We start from the raw sequence: 17,547 nt of genomic DNA, 5'->3' as shown, positions 1-17,547 counted from the left end.
AGGCCCGACCATGATCGCCTCTGATCTCTTAACTGCTTTGCCCGAGATTGTTCTGGCGCTTTTCGCCATGGCCGCGCTGATGTTCGGGGCCTTTGGCGGCAAGGACAAGGTAGCGGGCATCATCCTGTGGGCCACTGCGGCGATGTTCGTGTTGGTCGCGCTGTATATCGGCGTTGGCGAACCGGCGTCGCGCCTGGCCTTTGGCGGCATGTTCATCGCGGATGCTTTCGCGCAATTCTCCAAGATGATCATCCTGATTTCGGCGGCGGTGGTGCTGGTCATGGGCCAGAATTACATGGCGCGTGCCGACATGATGCGGTTCGAATACCCGGTGCTGGTGGCGCTGTCGGTCGTGGGCATGATGGTGATGGTGTCGGCGGGTGATCTGATCATCCTCTACATGGGGTTGGAGCTGCAATCGCTGGCGCTGTATGTCATCGCCTCGATCCGCCGCGACAGTCTGAAATCGACCGAGGCCGGGCTGAAGTATTTCGTTCTGGGGGCGCTGGCGTCTGGCATGCTGCTTTATGGCGCGTCGCTGACCTATGGTTTCGCGGGCACGACCAGCTTCGCGGGCATCATCTCGACCATCGGGGAGGAAGGCATGCCGGTCGGCGTGCTGATGGGGCTGGCGTTCATGTTGGCCGGGCTGGCGTTCAAGGTGTCCGCCGTGCCGTTCCACATGTGGACCCCCGATGTCTATGAGGGGTCGCCCACGCCGGTCACTGCGTTCTTCGCAACCGCGCCCAAGGTTGCGGCCATGGCGCTGCTGGCGCGGCTGGTGTTCGACGCATTCGGTGCCGTGCCCGGCGATTGGACGCAGATTGTCGCGCTGCTGGCCACGGCCTCGATGTTCCTGGGGGCAGTGGCGGCGATTGGGCAGACCGACATCAAGCGGCTGATGGCCTATTCCTCCATCACGCATATGGGGTTTGCGCTGGTCGGGCTGGCTGCGGGCACGGCCGAGGGTGTGCAGGCCATGCTGATCTACATGGCGATTTATGTGACGATGAACATCGGCGTCTTCGCCTTCATCTTGTCGATGCGGCGGGACGGGCGTGCAGTCAGCGACATTGCTAGCCTGAACCAATATGCCAAGGCGGAACCCCTGCGCGCGCTGGCGCTGCTGATCTTGATGTTCAGCCTTGCGGGCGTGCCGCCGCTGGTTGGTTTTGTCGGCAAGTTCTATGTCCTGTGGGCGGCGGTGCAGGCTGATATGGCCTGGCTGGCCGTGGCGGGTGTGATCGCATCGGTCATCGGCGCGTTCTATTACATGCGCATCGTGTATTTCATGTATTTCGGCAAGGATGGTGCCGCGCTGGACAGCGGCATGCCGCCGTTGCAGGTCGGCTTGCTGGTGGCCTCGGCCGCGATCATGGTGTTGGGCATGGTGAACCTGTTCGGCATCGAAAGCATGGCAGCCCTTGCCGCCGACGCCCTTGTCCGCTGACGCGCACGGCGCGGCGGTTTCCGACTGGCCTGCGGGTGTGGACCGTGTGGTCCTGGCCGAGGTGGACAGCACCAATGCCGAGGCCGCGCGCCGCGCGCGCGACCTGACCCAGCCGACATGGATACTGGCCCTGCGCCAGACGGCAGGGCGGGGCAGGCGCGGGCGCGCCTGGGTTGATCCCACCGGAAATTTCGCGGCAACGCTGGTGATGCGGCCCGCTGGCCCGCCGGGCGCGGCGGCGCAACGGTCGTTCATCGCGGCGCTGGCGCTGTTTGATGCCTGTGTGGCGGTGACCGGGCGCCCGGATGGCTTTGCGCTGAAATGGCCCAATGATGTGCTGTTGAATGGCTGCAAGCTGGCGGGCATCTTGCTGGAATCCCTTGGGTCAGTTGGCGGGTCAGGCGGCGGGTCAGTTGGTGTTTCTGGCGCCTGGGTGGCGCACCTTGCCATCGGCATTGGCGTCAACCTGCGCAACGCCCCCCCCGCGCAGGACGGTGCCGTGCGCCCGGTCAACCTGTGGGATGAGGCGGGCGCGGCGGTCACCCCAGAGGAATTTCTGGATGCCTTGGCCCCCGCCTTTGCGCATTACGAGGCACAGTTCACCACCTATGGTTTCGCGCCGATCCGCAACGCCTGGCTGGCCCGCGCCGCCCGGCTGGGCGAGACGATCACCGCGCGCACCGTCACCGAGAGTTACGACGGGGTGTTCGAGACCATCGACGACAGCGGTGCATTGATCCTGAACACGGCGCGGGGGCGCATGGCGATTCCGGCGGCGGATGTGTTTTTCCGATAGGGGGCCTGTGATGCTGCTGGCAATTGATTGTGGCAATACCAATACCGTTTTTTCGATCTGGGACGGCGAGAAATTCCTGGCGACCTGGCGCACCTCGACCGAGCATCAGCGCACGGCAGATCAGTATTATGTCTGGATTTCCAGCCTGATGAGCCTGCAAAAGCTGGATGTGAGGATCACCGATGTGGTGATCTCCAGCACGGTTCCCCGGGTGGTGTTCAACCTGCGTGTGCTGTGCAACCGCTATTTCGACTGCCGCCCGCTGGTGGTGGGCAAGCCGGAATGCCGTCTGCCGGTGGGCGTGCGCGTTGATGTCGGTACGCAGGTGGGGCCGGACCGGCTGGTCAACACGGTGGCGGGCCATGCGTTTTATGGCGGCGATCTGATCGTGGTGGATTTCGGCACGGCCACGACATTCGACGTGGTCGACCATGACGGCGCCTATATCGGCGGTGTCATCGCGCCGGGCGTCAACCTGTCGATGGAAGCGCTGCATATGGCGGCTGCAGCCCTGCCGCATGTCGATATCTCGCGCCCCGACAGCGTGATCGGCAAAAATACGGTGGCCTGCATGCAGGCCGGTGTTTTCTGGGGTTATCTGGGCCTCGTAAACGGGATATGCACCAAAATAAGGGCCGAGCACGGCCGCCCCATGACGGTGATCGGCACCGGGGGCCTTGCCCCGCTGTTTGCCAGCGGAGACGCAATCTTCGACGAAATACGCGACGATCTGACGATGCATGGTCTGAGGATCATACATGAATTTAATAGGAACGATGAATGAGCGGAAAAGACAGACTGATTTACCTACCCCTTGGCGGGTCGGGCGAAGTAGGCATGAATGCCTATGTTTACGGGTATGGACGGCCCGGTAAGGAACGGCTGATCCTGGTGGATCTGGGCGTGACCTTTCCGGATATGGATTCGACACCCGGGGTGGACCTGATCTTCCCCGATATGTCCTGGCTGGAAGCGAATGTGGACCGGCTGGAGGCGATTTTCATCACCCATGCCCATGAAGACCACGTCGGCGCCCTTGGCCATCTGTGGCCCAAACTGAAGGCGCCGGTGTTCTGCCGCGACTTTACCGCCCGCATTGCGCGCCACAAGATGGAAGACCAGGGGCAAGATGCCAACCAAGTCACCACGGTCGCCCCGATGCCCGAGGCGGTCGAGGCCGGTCCCTTCACCGTGCAATTCATGCCGGTGTCGCATTCGCTGCCCGAAGCCTCTGGCCTTATCATCGACACGCCTGCGGGCCGGATCGTCCATACGGGCGATTTCAAGATGGACATGGCGCCGGGCGTTGGCGAACCGTTCGACCCCGAGATGATGGGTGCCATCGGCGACAGCGGCGTGAAGGCGCTGGTCTGCGACAGCACCAATGTGTTCAACACCCATCCCGGGCGGTCCGAATCCTCGTTGCCCGAAGCGCTGGGTGAACTGATCGCCAACGCCAAGGGCATGGTGGTCGCCACGACCTTTGCGTCGAACGTGGCGCGGTTGCGCACCCTGGCGCAGGTAGCACAGGCGCAAGGCCGGTCGATCTGCCTTTTGGGCCGCGCGATGCAGCGCATGACCAAGACTGCCACCGACGCGGGCCTGCTGCGCGACATGCCGCCCACCGTCAGCGTGGAACAGGCGCGCGACATTCCGCGCGAGAACCTGATGCTGATTGTCACGGGCTCGCAGGGTGAACGCCGCGCGGCCAGCGCGCAACTGGCGCGCGGTGTCTACATGGGGCTGTCGATGAAGCCGGGCGACATGTTCCTGTTTTCCTCGATGACCATTCCGGGGAATGAGCGTGGGGTGATCAACATCATCAATGCCTATTCCGAGATGGAGGTTGACGTGGTCAGCGGCAATCCGGCCTACCACGTTTCGGGCCATGCGAACCGCCCCGATCTGGAACAGATGCATGATTTGATGCGCCCCGCGATGCTGATCCCGATGCATGGCGAACACCGCATGCTGCGCGAACACACCAAGGTCGCGCTGGCCAAGGGGCTGACGGCGGCGGTGGTGACCAATGGCACCATGGTGGACCTGTCGGGCGATGCGCCCCGCGTGGTCGAGCATGTGGAAACCGGCCGTGTCTATCTGGACGGCACGCGCCTTGTTGGCGCGATGGACGGCGTGATCCGTGACCGGATCCGCATGGCCATCGGCGGGCATGTGCTGGTGACGCTGATTATTGATGAGGGTGGTCAACCGCTGGGCGACGCCTGGGCCGAGATCATGGGCCTGTCGAAAACCGGGCGCGGCGGGCGCGATCTGATCGACACGATGGAGGAAGAGCTTGCAACCTTCCTGCAACGCGCCGACCGCAAGCTGATGGCCAATGACGACAAGCTGAACGAGGCGATGCGCCGCGTGGTCCGGCAGGTCACCATGGAAGAACTGGGCAAGAAGCCCGAGGTCACCGTGGTCATCAGCCGATTGAGCGACGACTGAACGGGTGCCTGTTGGGGCCGGGGCAGGGTACTGCCCGCGCGTGCAGATCATGGGGCGGGCCTTTTGCAGGTCCGCCCTTTTGCAGGTCCGCCCTTTTGCGTGGCGGCCTTCTTTTGGGCACGCCGCTCTTGGCGCCGTCTTTCTGGTGCCATCCTGAGGGCCCGGCGGCGCTGATTGTCGCAATGGCCGCGCTTGGGTGCCTGTCGCTGTGAACTTTCATCACAGGCCCCCTTGCCACCGCGCGCCCTTTCCATCGCCGTGTCGTGCCCGCGCGACCGCAGGCGCTATGCCCGCGTCAGGACGCGTTTCAGGAAGGCTGCGCGGGTCCGGTGCATGTGCTCGTGCGTCTTCAGCGCCACCTCGGCCAGCACGCCGGGGCGCAGGTCGCTTAGCGCGGCGGGGTCGCGGGCCAGCCGTGCCAGCACGGCGGCCAGGTCCGCCGGATCGCCGGGGGTGAAGAAGGTACCGGTGCGGTCCTGGTCGATCACCGACAGGTTGCCGTGGGTGCGCGAGGCGATGCAGGGCAACCCCTGCGAGAAGGCGTCGAACACGATGCGTGGCTGCTCTTCCTTCTCGCTGGCGATCAGTGCGGTGTCATAGCCGCGCAGCGCCTCAAAGAACGCCGGGCCATAGGGCAGGGGCGGGATCAGGCGCAGCCGGGCAGGCCCGGCCGCGAGGTACAGGCTTTTGGCGAAGCGGGCCAGTTCCTGTGCCATCGGCCCTTCGCCCATGATGTCCAGATGCAGCGGCGGCGCGCCGGGGGTCCCGGCATAGACGCTCAGCGCCTGCATGACGGTGTGCAGGCCTTTTTCGGCGATCAACCGGGTGGGGCAGATCACACGCAGCGGTCCCGGCGCGCGCGGCGTCAGCGCGGATTCGGGCAGGATCGATTCGGCGTCCAGCCAGATCGCCGGGGCGATCAATGTGGCGCGCTCATGGCCCAGCAGCGTGTCGCGGTACCAGGCCTGGGTGAAGATGCGCGCATCGCTTGCGCGCAGGCAGGCGCGGATCAGCCGCCCGTGCAGCCGCTGGCCCAGCCGCGCGCGCAAGGTTCCGCGCTGGCCCTGCGGGATCATCCAGTCGCTGGATTCGATGACCATCACCCATTCAAACGCGCCGCTGCGCCGCAATGCCAAGAGGTAATAAGACAGCGGAAACGGCCAGCCGACGCCGCTGGAATGCGCGATGTCGCTGTCGCGCAACGCGCGGCGGATGATGCGCAGGTTCGGCATGATATTGGCCAGCACCGCCCCCCACCCTTGGTTCGGCCGCAGCGCGACCACCCTTTCGGGGGACAGGCCGTCGATGCGCGTGTCGGCATCGGTCGGGTGGGGCACTTGCGTGCGGGGCAGGACCGGGCAGCACAGGCGCAGGTTCGGCAGATACCCGATGTGCAGCGACAGATCTTTTTCCCACAGCCGGTTGGTATGGAGCGCGCCGTCAGGATCGGCATAAAGCGGGATGTGGCTGAACAGGGTATAGCGGGCGTCGATCATCGGCGGGTCATACGGGCGCGGCCTCTCTCGCTCGGTCGGTCGGGGGCAGTCGGGGGCGTTCAGTCGGGGGCGTTCGGTCGGGGGCGTGTGGTCGGGGCACAGTAGCGCAGATCGCGGGAAGGTTTACAGGTTTTTCAGCGACGGTTTTTTGCCCGATCGCGAACAGCCGATAACAGCGCGCATGTCGGTGCGGCCCGTCTGCCGCCCGTATGTGGCCCTTTGGTGCTTCGGCCCTGACGCGCGCGCCGCGTCGCAGTCCCTTCGCGTCACCTGCGCTGTTTCAGCCGGGCCGCGCGCCCGCCCTTGCGACGCGCCAGTTGCGGGGCACGGGCGGGCAGGGTGGCCATGATCGCGCGCCGCACGTCGGGCGTCATGCGTGACCATGCGGTGATCTCGTCAATGCTGCGCAGGCAGCCGGTACACAGGCGCGAGGCCGGGTCGATGACGCAGACCTTGGTGCAGGGGCTGTCAACCTCGTCGCGTTTCCAGATGTCGTCGGTCATCGCGTCCTCTTGGTATTGTGCGGCGCCGTGCCGCTGTCGTCTGCACCCATGCCCCCATTTAGACAGCGCGGCGCGAAAAGCCAGAGGGCAGGGCGAACTTGCCCGCATTTGCGCGTTGTCCGGCAGGCGCTACAGATCGCCCGCGCGGCGCAGATAGCCCAGCCGGTCCAGCGCGCCTTGCAAGATGTAGCCGGCGGCGACGTGGTCGATGACCTCGGCCCGGCGACGGCGCGACGTGTCGGCTTCCAGCAGTGCCCGTTCCGCCGCGACGGTCGATAGCCGTTCGTCCCAGAAGGTGATGGGCAGCGGCGTCAGCGCGCTGAGGTTGCGGGCAAAGGCGCGGGTGGACTGGCAGCGCGCGCCCTCGGACCCGTCCATGTTGCGTGGCAGGCCCAGGACCAGCCCGCCGATGCCGCGCGCATTGGTGATGCGCAACAGGTTGGCGGCGTCCAGCCCGAACTTGGTGCGCCGGATGGTTTCCAGCGGGCTTGCCACCGACAACATGCTGTCGGAGACGGCGACGCCGATGGTCTTGTCGCCCAGATCGAGGCCCGCAAGCGCCTGCGCCCGGGGCAAGGCGCGGGCGAACGTTTCGATATCGTCAAAGACCGGCATTGTGATCCTCCGGTGCAGGGGCGGCGATGGAAACGGGCCGCACCGTGGCGCCCGTCATTCCGCCACCCCGGCGGAACGCGCGGCCTCGCGGATCAAGGCCAGTTCACCGTCGCGCGTGGCGAAGATGCCTTGCGCCTCGGTCCAGATGGCGCGGGCGCGGCCGGTGTCGCCCAGAACGCCCAAGGCCCCGATCAGGCGCGCCCATTCCTCGGCGCTGCCGCCGGTATTGGCCAGACGCGTTGCCAGCCGGTCCACCATCCCCTCGATCATCGCGGCCTGATCTTCGGGGGCCATGTCGCGCGCGGCCTCGATATCGTCGGCGTTGGGGCCGGGGGTGTTGGGGCGGGGGGCGCCTTGCCCTGCGGCACCGGAACCGGCGGGCGCGGGCAGCGGCGGCAGGGTGTAGCGCTGGCCCGCGATCTGGGCCAGTTGCGGCAGCGCATCGCGGATCACCGGCATCCAGGGCGCGTCGCCCGGGCTGATGTCGTGCAGGCGGCTCCAGATCTGGAAGGTGACATCCTCGCGCCCTGTCTGGGCGAACATGATGCCCGAGTAATAGAGCGCGAGGGCATTGTTCGGGTCCAGCCGCAGCGCGCGTTCCAGCGCACCTTCGGCCTGCAGCGAGACCCCGCCGCCTGCGGCAAGGATCAGGTATTCGGCAAGCACCGCGTGTTCATCGGCGCGCACACGGTCCCCCAGCAGCTGGATCACGGTTTCCTGCGCCCGCGCGGCGGCGGCGAAATTGCCCAAAGATGCCTCGTTTTGTGCAAGCAGCACATGGCCTTGCAGATCGTCGGGGCGGTTTTCCAACGCGCTGCGCAGTTGGGCCAACAGTTGTTCGAGCTCCGCGCCGCCCGAAGGGGCCTCAAGGGTTGGCGCGGTGACCGGGCCGCCGGCCATCTGCGCCTCCATCTCGGTCTGGCTGGGGCGGTTCTCGCGGATCGCACGCGCGTCGGCCAGACGTTCGGCCAGCGGCTGATCGGGGAAGCCTTGCGCGCCGACCGATTGATAGGTCCAGAGCGCCAGCGGGACCAGCCCGACCACAACCGCCACCGCGAGCAGTTGCATGCTGCGCGGGGAGGCGCCGCGCCCTTCGGCCCGCACAACGCCGCGATCGGCTTCCAGCAGGCGGCGCTGTACCTCGGTGCGCAGGCGTTCCGCCTCGGCATCGGTGATGATGCCGCGCGCAAGGTCTTTCTCGACCTCGCGCAGCTGGTCGCGGTAGATGCCGATTTCGCGCGCTGCCGTCCCCTCAGGTGCCCCCTGCCGACCGCGCAGCACTGTGAGCACCAGCACGATGGCCACCATCACCGAAATCACGCCTACCGACAGCCAGAATATCATATGTCCCCCAAAGCCATGTCCCCCTGTCTACCCCGCAGCGCGGCCCTGCAAAAGGCCAAACCGCCCAATTCTGCGCGAGGGGGACGGGCCGGGATGAAGTGTCGCAGGCCGCCCGGCACCGGATGTCGGTTTTATCCGTCAAGTGCCGTTTGCGGTCGTGGTATATCTGGGCCAGTATTGCATGACGGGGGATGTCCCCGGGAACCGAAGGCCCGCCAGATGAAACGATATTCCGTCTTTGCCGTCGCGCGTGAGGCGTTTCGCCAGCACACTGGCTGGACCCGCGCATGGAACAGCCCCGCGCCGCGCGATGCCTATGACGTGGTGATCGTGGGGGCCGGGGGGCATGGCCTTGCCACGGCCTACTATCTGGGCAAGAATTTTGGCATCACCAATGTCGCGGTGATCGAAAAAGGGTGGCTGGGCGGCGGCAATACCGGGCGCAACACGACCATCATCCGCTCGAACTATCTGCAAGACCCCTCGGCGGCGATCTATGAGAAATCGCGCAGTCTCTATGAGACGCTGAGCCAGGACCTGAACTACAACATCATGTTCAGCCCGCGCGGCGTCATCATGCTGGCGCAGACGCAGCATGAGGTGCGGGGCTACCTTCGGACCGAGCGTGCGAATGCCCTGCAAGGTGTCGAGACCCGCTTCATCGGTCCCGAAGAAGTCCGAAAGCTGGTGCCGATCATCAATATCGACGGCCCGCGCTACCCGGTGCTGGGCGGGCTGTACCAGGCGCGCGGCGGCACGGCGCGGCATGATGCGGTGGCATGGGGCTATGCGCGCGCATGTTCCGCCATGGGGATGCACATCATCGAGCAATGCGCGGTCACGGGGGTGGAATCGGCGCAGGGCGTGGCGACGGCTGTGCAGACCACCAAGGGGCGCATCGGCTGCAAGAAGCTGGGCATCGTGGTCGCGGGCCATTCGGGCGCGCTGGCGGGCATGGCGGGCTTCCGCCTGCCGGTGGAATCGGTGGCGTTGCAGGCGCTGGTGTCCGAGCCCATAAAACCCTGCATGGATGTGGTGGTCATGGCCAACACCGTGCACGGCTACATGAGCCAGTCGGACAAGGGCGAAATGGTGATCGGCGGCGGCGCGGACGGGTTCAACAACTACACGCAGCGCGGATCATGGCAGCATATCGAGGAAACCGTGCGCGCGCTGGTGGAAACCTTCCCGATGATCTCGCGCCTGAAAATGCTGCGGCAATGGGGGGGCATCGTGGACATGACCGGCGACCGCTCGCCCATCTTGTCGCCCACGCCGCTGGGCGGGTGTTTCATCAACTGTGGCTGGGGCACCGGCGGGTTCAAGGCGATCCCCGGATCGGGCTGGGCCACCGCCGAGATGATCGCCAAGGGCGCGCCCGGGCCGCTGGCCGCCGCCTTCGGGCTGGAACGCTTCCGCGAGGGGCGGTTCATTGACGAGAGCGTGGCGGCGGGGGTGGCGCATTGATGGGGGAAGTAGATGAAAGTTAAAATTAACAGTTACGACGAACTAAGCACCAGCATAAGCGATGTTATCGCTCGGACACCACATGCTTTGAGTATCCACCCGACTGTGAAACTGATGCATGGCTTTATCGCGCCAAAGTTGGATTTTTCTCGCGATCTGGTTGAGTGGTTCTTTAGAAAAGGTGCGCCGAGTCGTTCTGTTTGGATAACGTACCAAGACGCTACGTTTTACTTCAGGTACGAAGTAAACAGCGCAGGCATACTTATGAAGAAAGATAGTATGCAGGGTGATTGGCTTGAGACGTTTTCCGCAGATGACTCAGAGCAGAATATTGCTCAAAAGCTCGCAAAGCATTTCCCATGAGTGCTGCGTCGCTCATCAGGGTGTTCCAAAATTGGTGTGAACAATTGTCGCAGGGAAAATTTTTCCGGCGCAGGGTTCAGCCGACGCCGCGCCCGGGCGGATCAGGAAAAGCACTGCTTTTCCCCGCCCGTTCTCACAACGTCGAAACACAACCGTTTCAACCAGCACGCCACAGGCCAGCGTCCGGCCCGGTGGGCGCAAAGCGCCCGCCGTTGGCGGGGCGGGCGCTGGCCGGGGGCCTTAAGCCCCCGTCCGGCAAGCTGCGAGGGTACCGCATGACCTCGGCGATGGCCTCGGCCATTGCAACGGTGGACAGAACGCTTTCCCGGGGCCCGGGCCTAACGCCTGCGGGGCCGGGACTTCATCATCATCTTTTTAGAAGTACTGAAAGCATCAAATGCTCCTCCTGACCTGCCCCCACTGCCAGATCACCGCCGAGGAAACCGAGTTCGCGCCCGGCGGGCAGGCGCATCTGACGCGGCATGGCCCCGATGCCTCGGACACGGATTTCGAATCCTACATGTTCGCCCGCACCAATCCCAAAGGTGTGCATTTTGAACGCTGGCGCCACGCTTACGGCTGCGGCAAATGGTTCATTGCAGCGCGCGCGACCGACACGCTGGAGGTCTTCGGCACCTATCCCGCCCAGACCATGCAGCCCCCGGCGCATCTTCTGGACCACATCAAATCCCGTCGCCCAGAGTTTCAAACCCCCTCCCCGGAAGGCACCGCATGAGCCACCGCCTGAAAACCGGCGGTCGCCTGATCGACCGCAGCGCGCCTGCCAGCTTCACCTTCAACGGGCGGGCGATGAAAGGCTTTGCGGGGGATACGCTGGCCTCGGCGCTTTTGGGGGCTGGGCAGGTGCTGATGGGCCGGTCGTTCAAATACCACCGCCCGCGCGGGGTCGTGGCCTCGGGCGCGGAGGAACCCAATGCCCTGATGGGGCTGGGCCGGGGCGACCGTTTTGAACCCAACCAGCGCGCCACCACAACCGAACTGTTCGACGGGCTGGAAGCCGCCAGCCAGAACCATTGGCCCAGCCTGAACCATGATATCGGCGTGGTGAGCAACGCCCTGTCGCGTTTCCTCAGCGCGGGGTTCTATTACAAGATGTTCATCCATCCCCGCCCATTCTGGAAACATATCTACGAGCCGTTCATCCGCGCCTCGGCGGGTCTTGGCAAAGCGCCCAAAGCCGACGCGCGCGACCCCGACCGGTATGAACAGATCTATGCGTTTTGCGATGTGCTGGTGATCGGCGGGGGCGTTGCCGGGCTGGTGGCGGCGCGGGCGGCGGCGCGATCTGGCCTGCGGGTTGTGGTCTGGGAACAGACCGCGCATTGGGGCGGGCGCGCGGTGGTCGATGGCGACCGGATCGACGGGCAGACGGCCGAGCATTGGGTCGCGGCCACGTTGAGCGCGCTGCACGCACTGCCCAATGTGACGCTTTTGACCCGCACCATGGGCGCGGGCGTGCATGACCATGGTTATGTCCACGGCTATCAGCGCGTCAGCGACCACACCCCCGGCGCGGATGCTCCGCGCCACCGGCTGTGGCGGATGCGCGCCGCGCGCACCATCACCGCGACAGGCGCGATTGAACGCCCGCTGTCCTTTGCGGGCAATGACATTCCGGGCGTGATGCTGGCCAGTGCCATGCGCGACTATCTGGTGAACTGGGCTGTGGCCCCCGGCGCGCGCAGTGTCGTGGTGACGAATAACGACGATGCCTATCGCACCGCGCTGGCGCTGCTGGACGCCGGGCTGGAGGTGCCTGTGATTGTGGATGCGCGTGCAGAACTGTCCGCCATGGCAGGTGCTGCGCAAGCGCGCGGACTGCGGGTGCTGCCCGGCATGGCGGTGCGCGCGGTGAAGGGCGGCAAGCGCGTCACGGGCGTCGAACTGTGCCGGGTGGACGGCACCGGCGGCGCGGTGGCCGAGGTTATCGCCTGCGATGCAATCGCCATGTCGGGCGGCTGGTCGCCGGTGGTGCATCTGTGGTCGCATTGCGGCGGCAAGCTGATCTGGGACGATGCGGGCGCCTTCTTCCGCCCCGATCCGGCCCAGCCGCCGCGCGGCGCAGATGGCACGGGCTTTGTGCTGGCGGCAGGGGCCGCGAACGGCGCGCTGGCGCTGCGCGACACGCTGCGCGATGCCCATGCTGCGGGGCAGGCGGCGACGGGGCAGGTGGCGACGGGGCAGGCGACAAAACAGGGGGCAGCAAAACAGGGGGCGGGATCATCCATCCCTCAGGCGAAAGCGCCAACCACCGACACCGCCCCCGACAGCCCGCTGGTCCCGGTCTGGATCATGCCCCGTGCCGCCGGGTATGACCTGCGCGCCAGGATGTGGCTGGATTTCCAGAACGACGTAAAGGTCGCCGACATCCAGTTGGCCGCGCGCGAAGGTTTCCAGTCGGTCGAACATGCGAAGCGCTACACCACGCTGGGCATGGCCACCGATCAGGGGAAGCTGAGCAATATCAACGGCCTTGCGGTGCTGTCCGATGCGCTGGGGCAGCCGATCCCTGCCACTGGCACCACCACTTTCCGCCCGCCGTATACCCCGATCTCCATGGGTGCGATTGCGGCCGAGGCGCGGGGCGCCACCTTCCAGCCCCTGCGCCGCACGCCCCTGCACGATTGGCACGAAGCGCATGGCGTGGCGTGGGAGCCCGTCGGCCACTGGCGCCGCCCCTATTGCTACCCCCGCGATGGCGAAAGCCACCATGATGCCGTGAACCGTGAGGTGTCGAACACGCGCACCAACCTTGGCTTGCTCGATGCCTCGACGCTGGGCAAGATCTTGGTGCAGGGGCCGGATGCGAGGCGCTTCCTCGACATGCTCTATACCAACATGATGAGCACGCTGCCGGTGGGCAAATGCCGCTACGGCCTGATGTGCAACGAAAACGGCTTTCTGATGGATGACGGCGTGGTGGCGCGGTTGGAGGATCAGGCGTTTCTGGTTCACACGACATCGGGCGGGGCGGATCACATCCACGCCTGGATGGAAGACTGGCTGCAATGCGAATGGTGGGACTGGCAGGTGCATACGGTCAACCTGACCGAACAATTCGCCCAGATCGCCGTGGTCGGCCCCAATGCGCGCAAGGTGCTGGAGATTTTGGGCGGCATGGACCTTGGCGCGCTGCCCTTCATGGGCTGGGCGGAAGGCACGCTGGCAGGCATCCCCGCCCGGGTGTTCCGCATCAGCTTTTCCGGTGAACTGAGCTTTGAGGTCGCGGTGCCGGCCGGGCAAGGGCTGGCGCTGTGGCAGCGCCTTATGGACGCAGGGCGCGCCTTTGGCGTCATGCCCTACGGGACCGAGGCGCTGCACGTCCTGCGCGCCGAAAAGGGCTTCATCATGATCGGGGATGAGACCGACGGCACCGTGATCCCGCAAGACCTCAACCTGCATTGGGCGATATCCAAGAAGAAGACCGACTTTCTGGGCAAGCGCGGGATGGCGCGTGTGGCGATGCAGGCGCCCGACCGCTGGCGGCTGGTGGGGCTGGAAACGCTGGATGGTTCGGTCCTGCCCGACGGTGCCTATGCGGTGCTGGACGGACAGAACGACAATTATCAGCGCCTGACCGAGGGGCGCGTTACTTCCAGCTATTACTCGGCCACGCTGGCGCGCGGGATCGCCATGGGGCTGGTGCGCCACGGGCCGGAACGGATGGGCGAGGTGTTGACCTTTCCGACCGGATACGGCGCGACCGTCAAGGCGCGGATCGTCGACCCGGTGTGGTATGACAAGGCCGGGGAGAAGCAGAATGCATGACATCCGCAGCGCCCTGCCGGGGGCGGAATACGAGGGCTATGTGACACTGCGCGAGGCCGGGCTGTGCGGCATGATTACCCTGCGCGGCGATCCGGATACCTTGCGCGACGCGCTGCGCGAGGCAGCCGGGCTGGACCTGCCCGGGATGCGGCGGGTCAGCGTGGTGGGCGACCACGCGTTGGCCTGGATGTCGCCTGATGAGATGCTGCTGATGCTGCCCTACGCCGACGCCCCCGCCACCGCGGCCCGGCTGCAATCGGCGCTGGCGCATCGTTTCGCCAGCGTTGCCGATGTGTCGGACGCGCGCGCGGTGTTCCACATCGCGGGGCCGCGCGGGGCTGAAGTGCTGGCAAAGCTGTGCCCTGTGGATACGGCCGCGCTGACCCCCGGCGACATCCGCCGCACCCGCGCGGCCCAGGTCGCTTGCGCGGTCTGGGTGCCCGAACCGGGGGTTTTCGTGCTGATCTGCTTCCGGTCGGTCGCGCAATATGTATTCGACGCGCTGGCACTCTCGGCCAGGCCGGGGGGAGAGGTGGCGGGCTTCGCCTAGGACGCGCAGGCCCGGCGATCCCCCGCCGCCGGGCCTGCGCGCGAGCAGGTTTTCCGGCCCCGCCCCTTGACGTTTGGCGCTTTAGGTACCTATTCCATTGTATCAGATGATCCAAATGAATGAGGATAAAATGGCTTTTGAACTTCCCGACCTGCCCTATGCCCATGATGCGCTGGAAAGCCTCGGCATGAGCCGCGAGACGCTGGAATATCACCATGATATCCACCACAAAGCCTATGTCGACAACGGCAACAAGCTGATTGCCGGCACCGAATGGGAAGGCAAATCGGTCGAGGACATCGTGCGCGGCACCTATGCGGCCGGGTCGGTGGCGCAAAGCGGCATCTTCAACAATGCCTCGCAGCACTGGAACCACGCCCAGTTCTGGGAAATGATGGGGCCGGGCGGCTCTGCGATCCCGTCCGAGCTGGAAAAGGCGCTGACCGAAAGCTTCGGCTCGGTTGACAAGTTCAAGGAAGATTTCGCCGCTGCGGGCGCGGGTCAGTTCGGCTCGGGCTGGGCGTGGCTGGTCAAGGACGCCGATGGCAGCTTGAAGGTCACCAAGACCGAAAACGGCGTGAACCCGCTGTGCTTTGGCCAGACCGCGCTGCTGGGCTGCGACGTGTGGGAACATTCCTACTACATCGACTTCCGCAACAAGCGTCCCGCTTATCTGTCGAACTTCCTCGGCAAGCTGGTGAACTGGGACAACGTCGCCGCGCGGATGTAATCTGCCCGACGCGATGCGATGCTGAAGGACCGGCCACCCCAGGGGTGCGCCGGTCCTTTGCTTTGGCGGCGGGTATTTTTGTGCCGCTCTTGTTTTCGCATTCTTGGGTCTTGTAACGGCGGGCCGGTTTGGCGAAGATCAAGTGTCACAAACGGCAGGATCTCATGAAAATAAACATCGAAATCGAATGCACCCCGGACGAGTTCAAGGAGTTGTTCGTGCCTTCCGAACAACAGGCCGACTTTGCGGCCAAGGCCTATCAGTCGATGGCCGAGGCGATGCAGCGCGCGATGCTTCAACAGTTCGCCACCTTCCGCACCGACAAGGAATAGGCAGCGTGGCCAGCGCAAGCATGGCGGGCGCCGCCGACCTCATCGCCCGGCTGGATCTGGCGCCGCATCCCGAAGGCGGCTGGTACCGCCAGACCTGGGTGGCCGATGCCGCCCCGGGGCAGCGCCCCGTGGGCACGGCGATCCTGTTCTTGCTGGCGACCGGGCAGGTCAGCCATTGGCACCGCGTCGATGCGACCGAGATCTGGCTTTATCATGCGGGCGCACCGCTGGTGCTGCGCCAAAGCGCCGATTCTGCCGGACCGGCGCGCAGCGAGACCCTGGGAGGTGATGTGCTGGCGGGTGAAGCGCCGCAACTGATCGTGCCCGCTGGTGCCTGGCAATCGGCGCGAACGCTGGGCGACTGGACGCTGGTCAGTTGCACCGTGTCGCCGGGGTTCCGGTTTGACGGGTTCGAACTGGCCGCGCCGGGGTTCGACATCGCGTGACGGGGGCAAAACGCGCGGGCAGGGCCTGTGCCGAATGGGCGCATGGACAGCGCCGACCTGTCCTGTAGGTTGTGTCGGAATGAAACAGGAGGTTACGCAATGCCGAAACTGGTAAAGCTGTATATTCAGCAAGTGGCGATCGGGTTTGCGCTGGCGGTGGTGTTCGTGGGCATGCTGCTGTGGGCCAATGTCGCCAACCTTGCGCATCTGGTGTTCAACACCTCGGGCGGGTATCTGGCGCTGTTCCTGTTGATCTTTTTCAACGGCATCGTGTTTGGCGGCGTGCAATTCGCCATTGCGATCATGCGCATGGCAGGGCGTGACGATGATACATCGGGCGGCAAGCCGCTGCGCGATCTGACCCGCTATGCCACCAACCCGCAGCCTATTGCCATCCCGGTGCACCGCGACGACCGGCGCGGCTGATGCCTGCGGGCAAGATGTCGGAAAAGGTGGCGGGAACCGCAGCAGCCGTGGCAGCGTGAATTTCCCGAGAGCCTGAGTGTTCAGGTGGTCGCCAGATACCAAGGCCAGGACCCTGGCAGCGCCAGCTCCCTCGGAGATGCTTATCGGCCACTGGAAAAGAGCCGCACACGCGCAGAGCAGAACCCGCCACCACTCAACATAAGCGTGCTGCGGGCTTTCGGCAAGGGTTGCATTTGTTTACCGTTTGTTCATATCTGTCTTATGGAATTTCAGGACACAGATGACGCGATGAAACGCGGCCAGCGGCTGGCGCGGGGCGTATGTCGCTACCTGCGCAGCGCGGGCATGGCCTCGGTCACCGAATTGGTGCCTGCACGCGGGTTGCGGGTGGATGTGATGGGGCTGGCACCGTCGGGCGAGATATGGGTGGTGGAATGCAAATCCAGCCGCGCCGATTTCCGCGCCGATCAGAAATGGCAGGGGTATCTGCCGTGGTGCGACCGCTTTTTCTGGGCGGTCGATTCGGATTTTCCGACTGACATCCTGCCGCCTGAAACCGGCTTGATCCTGGCGGATGATTTCAGCGCAGAGGTGTTGCGCATGGCACCTGAGACGCGCCTGTCCGCGCCGCGCCGCAAGGTGGTCGCGGGCCTCTTTGCCCGCACGGCGGCGCTGCGGCTGCAATTCTTCACGGACCCGGGGGTGCGCGCGCTGCAAGGCGGGGCCGAGGCGCGGACCGGCGGGGCCAAGCCCGATGGCTGGGGCGGCGCCGATTGAGTCGCGCTG

The 17,547-nt window shown here is 65.3% G+C and carries 18 protein-coding genes; 14 read left to right on the top strand and 4 right to left on the bottom strand.

Annotation, left to right across the window (positions count from 1 at the left end):
- Window positions 1–10: 10 nt before the first annotated feature.
- Genes nuoN through H9529_RS04340 form a run of 4 tightly spaced genes read left to right on the top strand, consistent with a single transcriptional unit; the run spans window position 11 to window position 4,700 of the window.
- Complete coding sequence (nuoN, locus tag H9529_RS04355; protein ID WP_092889404.1) at window positions 11–1,450, top strand: NADH-quinone oxidoreductase subunit NuoN; 1,440 nt, start codon at window positions 11–13, stop codon at window positions 1,448–1,450.
- Window positions 1,425–2,246, top strand: a complete 822-nt coding sequence (locus tag H9529_RS04350) for a biotin--[acetyl-CoA-carboxylase] ligase (protein ID WP_223814292.1) — start codon at window positions 1,425–1,427, stop codon at window positions 2,244–2,246. The genes nuoN and H9529_RS04350 overlap by 26 nt, the downstream gene beginning before the upstream one ends.
- Window positions 2,247–2,256: 10 nt before the next feature.
- Window positions 2,257–3,030 (top strand): type III pantothenate kinase, encoded by a 774-nt coding sequence (locus H9529_RS04345; RefSeq protein WP_092889407.1) that lies wholly within the window; start codon window positions 2,257–2,259, stop codon window positions 3,028–3,030.
- Complete coding sequence (locus tag H9529_RS04340; protein WP_092889410.1) at window positions 3,027–4,700, top strand: ribonuclease J; 1,674 nt, start codon at window positions 3,027–3,029, stop codon at window positions 4,698–4,700. Before H9529_RS04345 ends, H9529_RS04340 begins: the two co-directional genes overlap by 4 nt.
- A 284-nt stretch (window positions 4,701–4,984) precedes the next feature.
- Here the strand turns inward: H9529_RS04340 and H9529_RS04335 are convergent, their stop codons facing one another.
- The 4 genes from H9529_RS04335 to ccmI form a co-directional block, all read right to left on the bottom strand.
- Window positions 4,985–6,196, bottom strand: a complete 1,212-nt coding sequence (locus tag H9529_RS04335; protein WP_092889413.1) for a glycosyltransferase family 4 protein — start codon at window positions 6,194–6,196, stop codon at window positions 4,985–4,987.
- A 266-nt stretch (window positions 6,197–6,462) separates the two neighbouring features.
- On the bottom strand, window positions 6,463–6,699 hold the full coding sequence (locus tag H9529_RS04330; RefSeq protein WP_092889416.1) for a DUF1289 domain-containing protein: 237 nt from the start codon (window positions 6,697–6,699) through the stop codon (window positions 6,463–6,465).
- Window positions 6,700–6,828: 129 nt separating this feature from the next.
- Entirely contained in the window at window positions 6,829–7,314 is a 486-nt protein-coding gene (ruvX, locus tag H9529_RS04325; RefSeq protein ID WP_092889419.1) for a Holliday junction resolvase RuvX, read from the bottom strand.
- A 54-nt stretch (window positions 7,315–7,368) separates the two neighbouring features.
- The gene (ccmI, locus tag H9529_RS04320; RefSeq protein ID WP_092889422.1) at window positions 7,369–8,658 is read right to left on the bottom strand and encodes a c-type cytochrome biogenesis protein CcmI; all 1,290 of its coding nucleotides are present in this window, start codon (window positions 8,656–8,658) and stop codon (window positions 7,369–7,371) included.
- A 219-nt stretch (window positions 8,659–8,877) separates the two neighbouring features.
- On the opposite strand from ccmI, the gene H9529_RS04315 reads away from it, so the two are divergent.
- The 10 genes from H9529_RS04315 to H9529_RS04270 all read left to right on the top strand — a co-directional run bounded on the left by H9529_RS04315 (window position 8,878) and on the right by H9529_RS04270 (window position 17,538).
- Window positions 8,878–10,125 carry a sarcosine oxidase subunit beta family protein gene (locus H9529_RS04315; RefSeq protein ID WP_092889425.1) on the top strand — a complete coding sequence of 416 codons (1,248 nt, stop codon included), beginning with the start codon at window positions 8,878–8,880 and terminating at the stop codon, window positions 10,123–10,125.
- Window positions 10,126–10,137: 12 nt separating this feature from the next.
- Window positions 10,138–10,488 carry a hypothetical protein gene (locus H9529_RS04310; RefSeq protein ID WP_092889428.1) on the top strand — a complete coding sequence of 117 codons (351 nt, stop codon included), beginning with the start codon at window positions 10,138–10,140 and terminating at the stop codon, window positions 10,486–10,488.
- A gap of 397 nt (window positions 10,489–10,885) precedes the next feature.
- Window positions 10,886–11,224, top strand: a complete 339-nt coding sequence (locus H9529_RS04305; protein WP_092889431.1) for a sarcosine oxidase subunit delta — start codon at window positions 10,886–10,888, stop codon at window positions 11,222–11,224.
- Window positions 11,221–14,277, top strand: coding sequence for a sarcosine oxidase subunit alpha family protein (locus tag H9529_RS04300; protein ID WP_092889434.1), 3,057 nt, complete (start codon window positions 11,221–11,223; stop codon window positions 14,275–14,277). The genes H9529_RS04305 and H9529_RS04300 overlap by 4 nt, the downstream gene beginning before the upstream one ends.
- Complete coding sequence (locus H9529_RS04295; RefSeq protein ID WP_092889437.1) at window positions 14,270–14,827, top strand: sarcosine oxidase subunit gamma; 558 nt, start codon at window positions 14,270–14,272, stop codon at window positions 14,825–14,827. The genes H9529_RS04300 and H9529_RS04295 overlap by 8 nt, the downstream gene beginning before the upstream one ends.
- Before the next feature lie 130 nt (window positions 14,828–14,957).
- A complete protein-coding gene (locus H9529_RS04290; RefSeq protein WP_092889440.1) occupies window positions 14,958–15,557 on the top strand; it encodes a superoxide dismutase in 600 nt (199 codons plus the stop codon).
- Between the two features lie 164 nt (window positions 15,558–15,721).
- Window positions 15,722–15,889 (top strand): hypothetical protein, encoded by a 168-nt coding sequence (locus tag H9529_RS04285; protein ID WP_176847110.1) that lies wholly within the window; start codon window positions 15,722–15,724, stop codon window positions 15,887–15,889.
- 20 nt (window positions 15,890–15,909) lie between these two features.
- Window positions 15,910–16,335: a cupin domain-containing protein gene (locus tag H9529_RS04280; protein WP_092889443.1), complete on the top strand. Its 426-nt coding sequence runs from the start codon at window positions 15,910–15,912 to the stop codon at window positions 16,333–16,335.
- Between the two features lie 99 nt (window positions 16,336–16,434).
- The gene (locus H9529_RS04275) at window positions 16,435–16,761 is read left to right on the top strand and encodes a hypothetical protein (protein WP_092889446.1); all 327 of its coding nucleotides are present in this window, start codon (window positions 16,435–16,437) and stop codon (window positions 16,759–16,761) included.
- A 288-nt stretch (window positions 16,762–17,049) separates the two neighbouring features.
- Window positions 17,050–17,538, top strand: coding sequence for an MmcB family DNA repair protein (locus H9529_RS04270; protein WP_317889641.1), 489 nt, complete (start codon window positions 17,050–17,052; stop codon window positions 17,536–17,538).
- Window positions 17,539–17,547: the final 9 nt, after the last annotated feature.

It is taken from the genome of Roseicitreum antarcticum, assembly GCF_014681765.1.
Classification (GTDB): Bacteria; Pseudomonadota; Alphaproteobacteria; order Rhodobacterales; family Rhodobacteraceae; genus Roseicitreum; species Roseicitreum antarcticum.
This window is presented reverse-complemented; position numbering and strand designations above follow the sequence as displayed.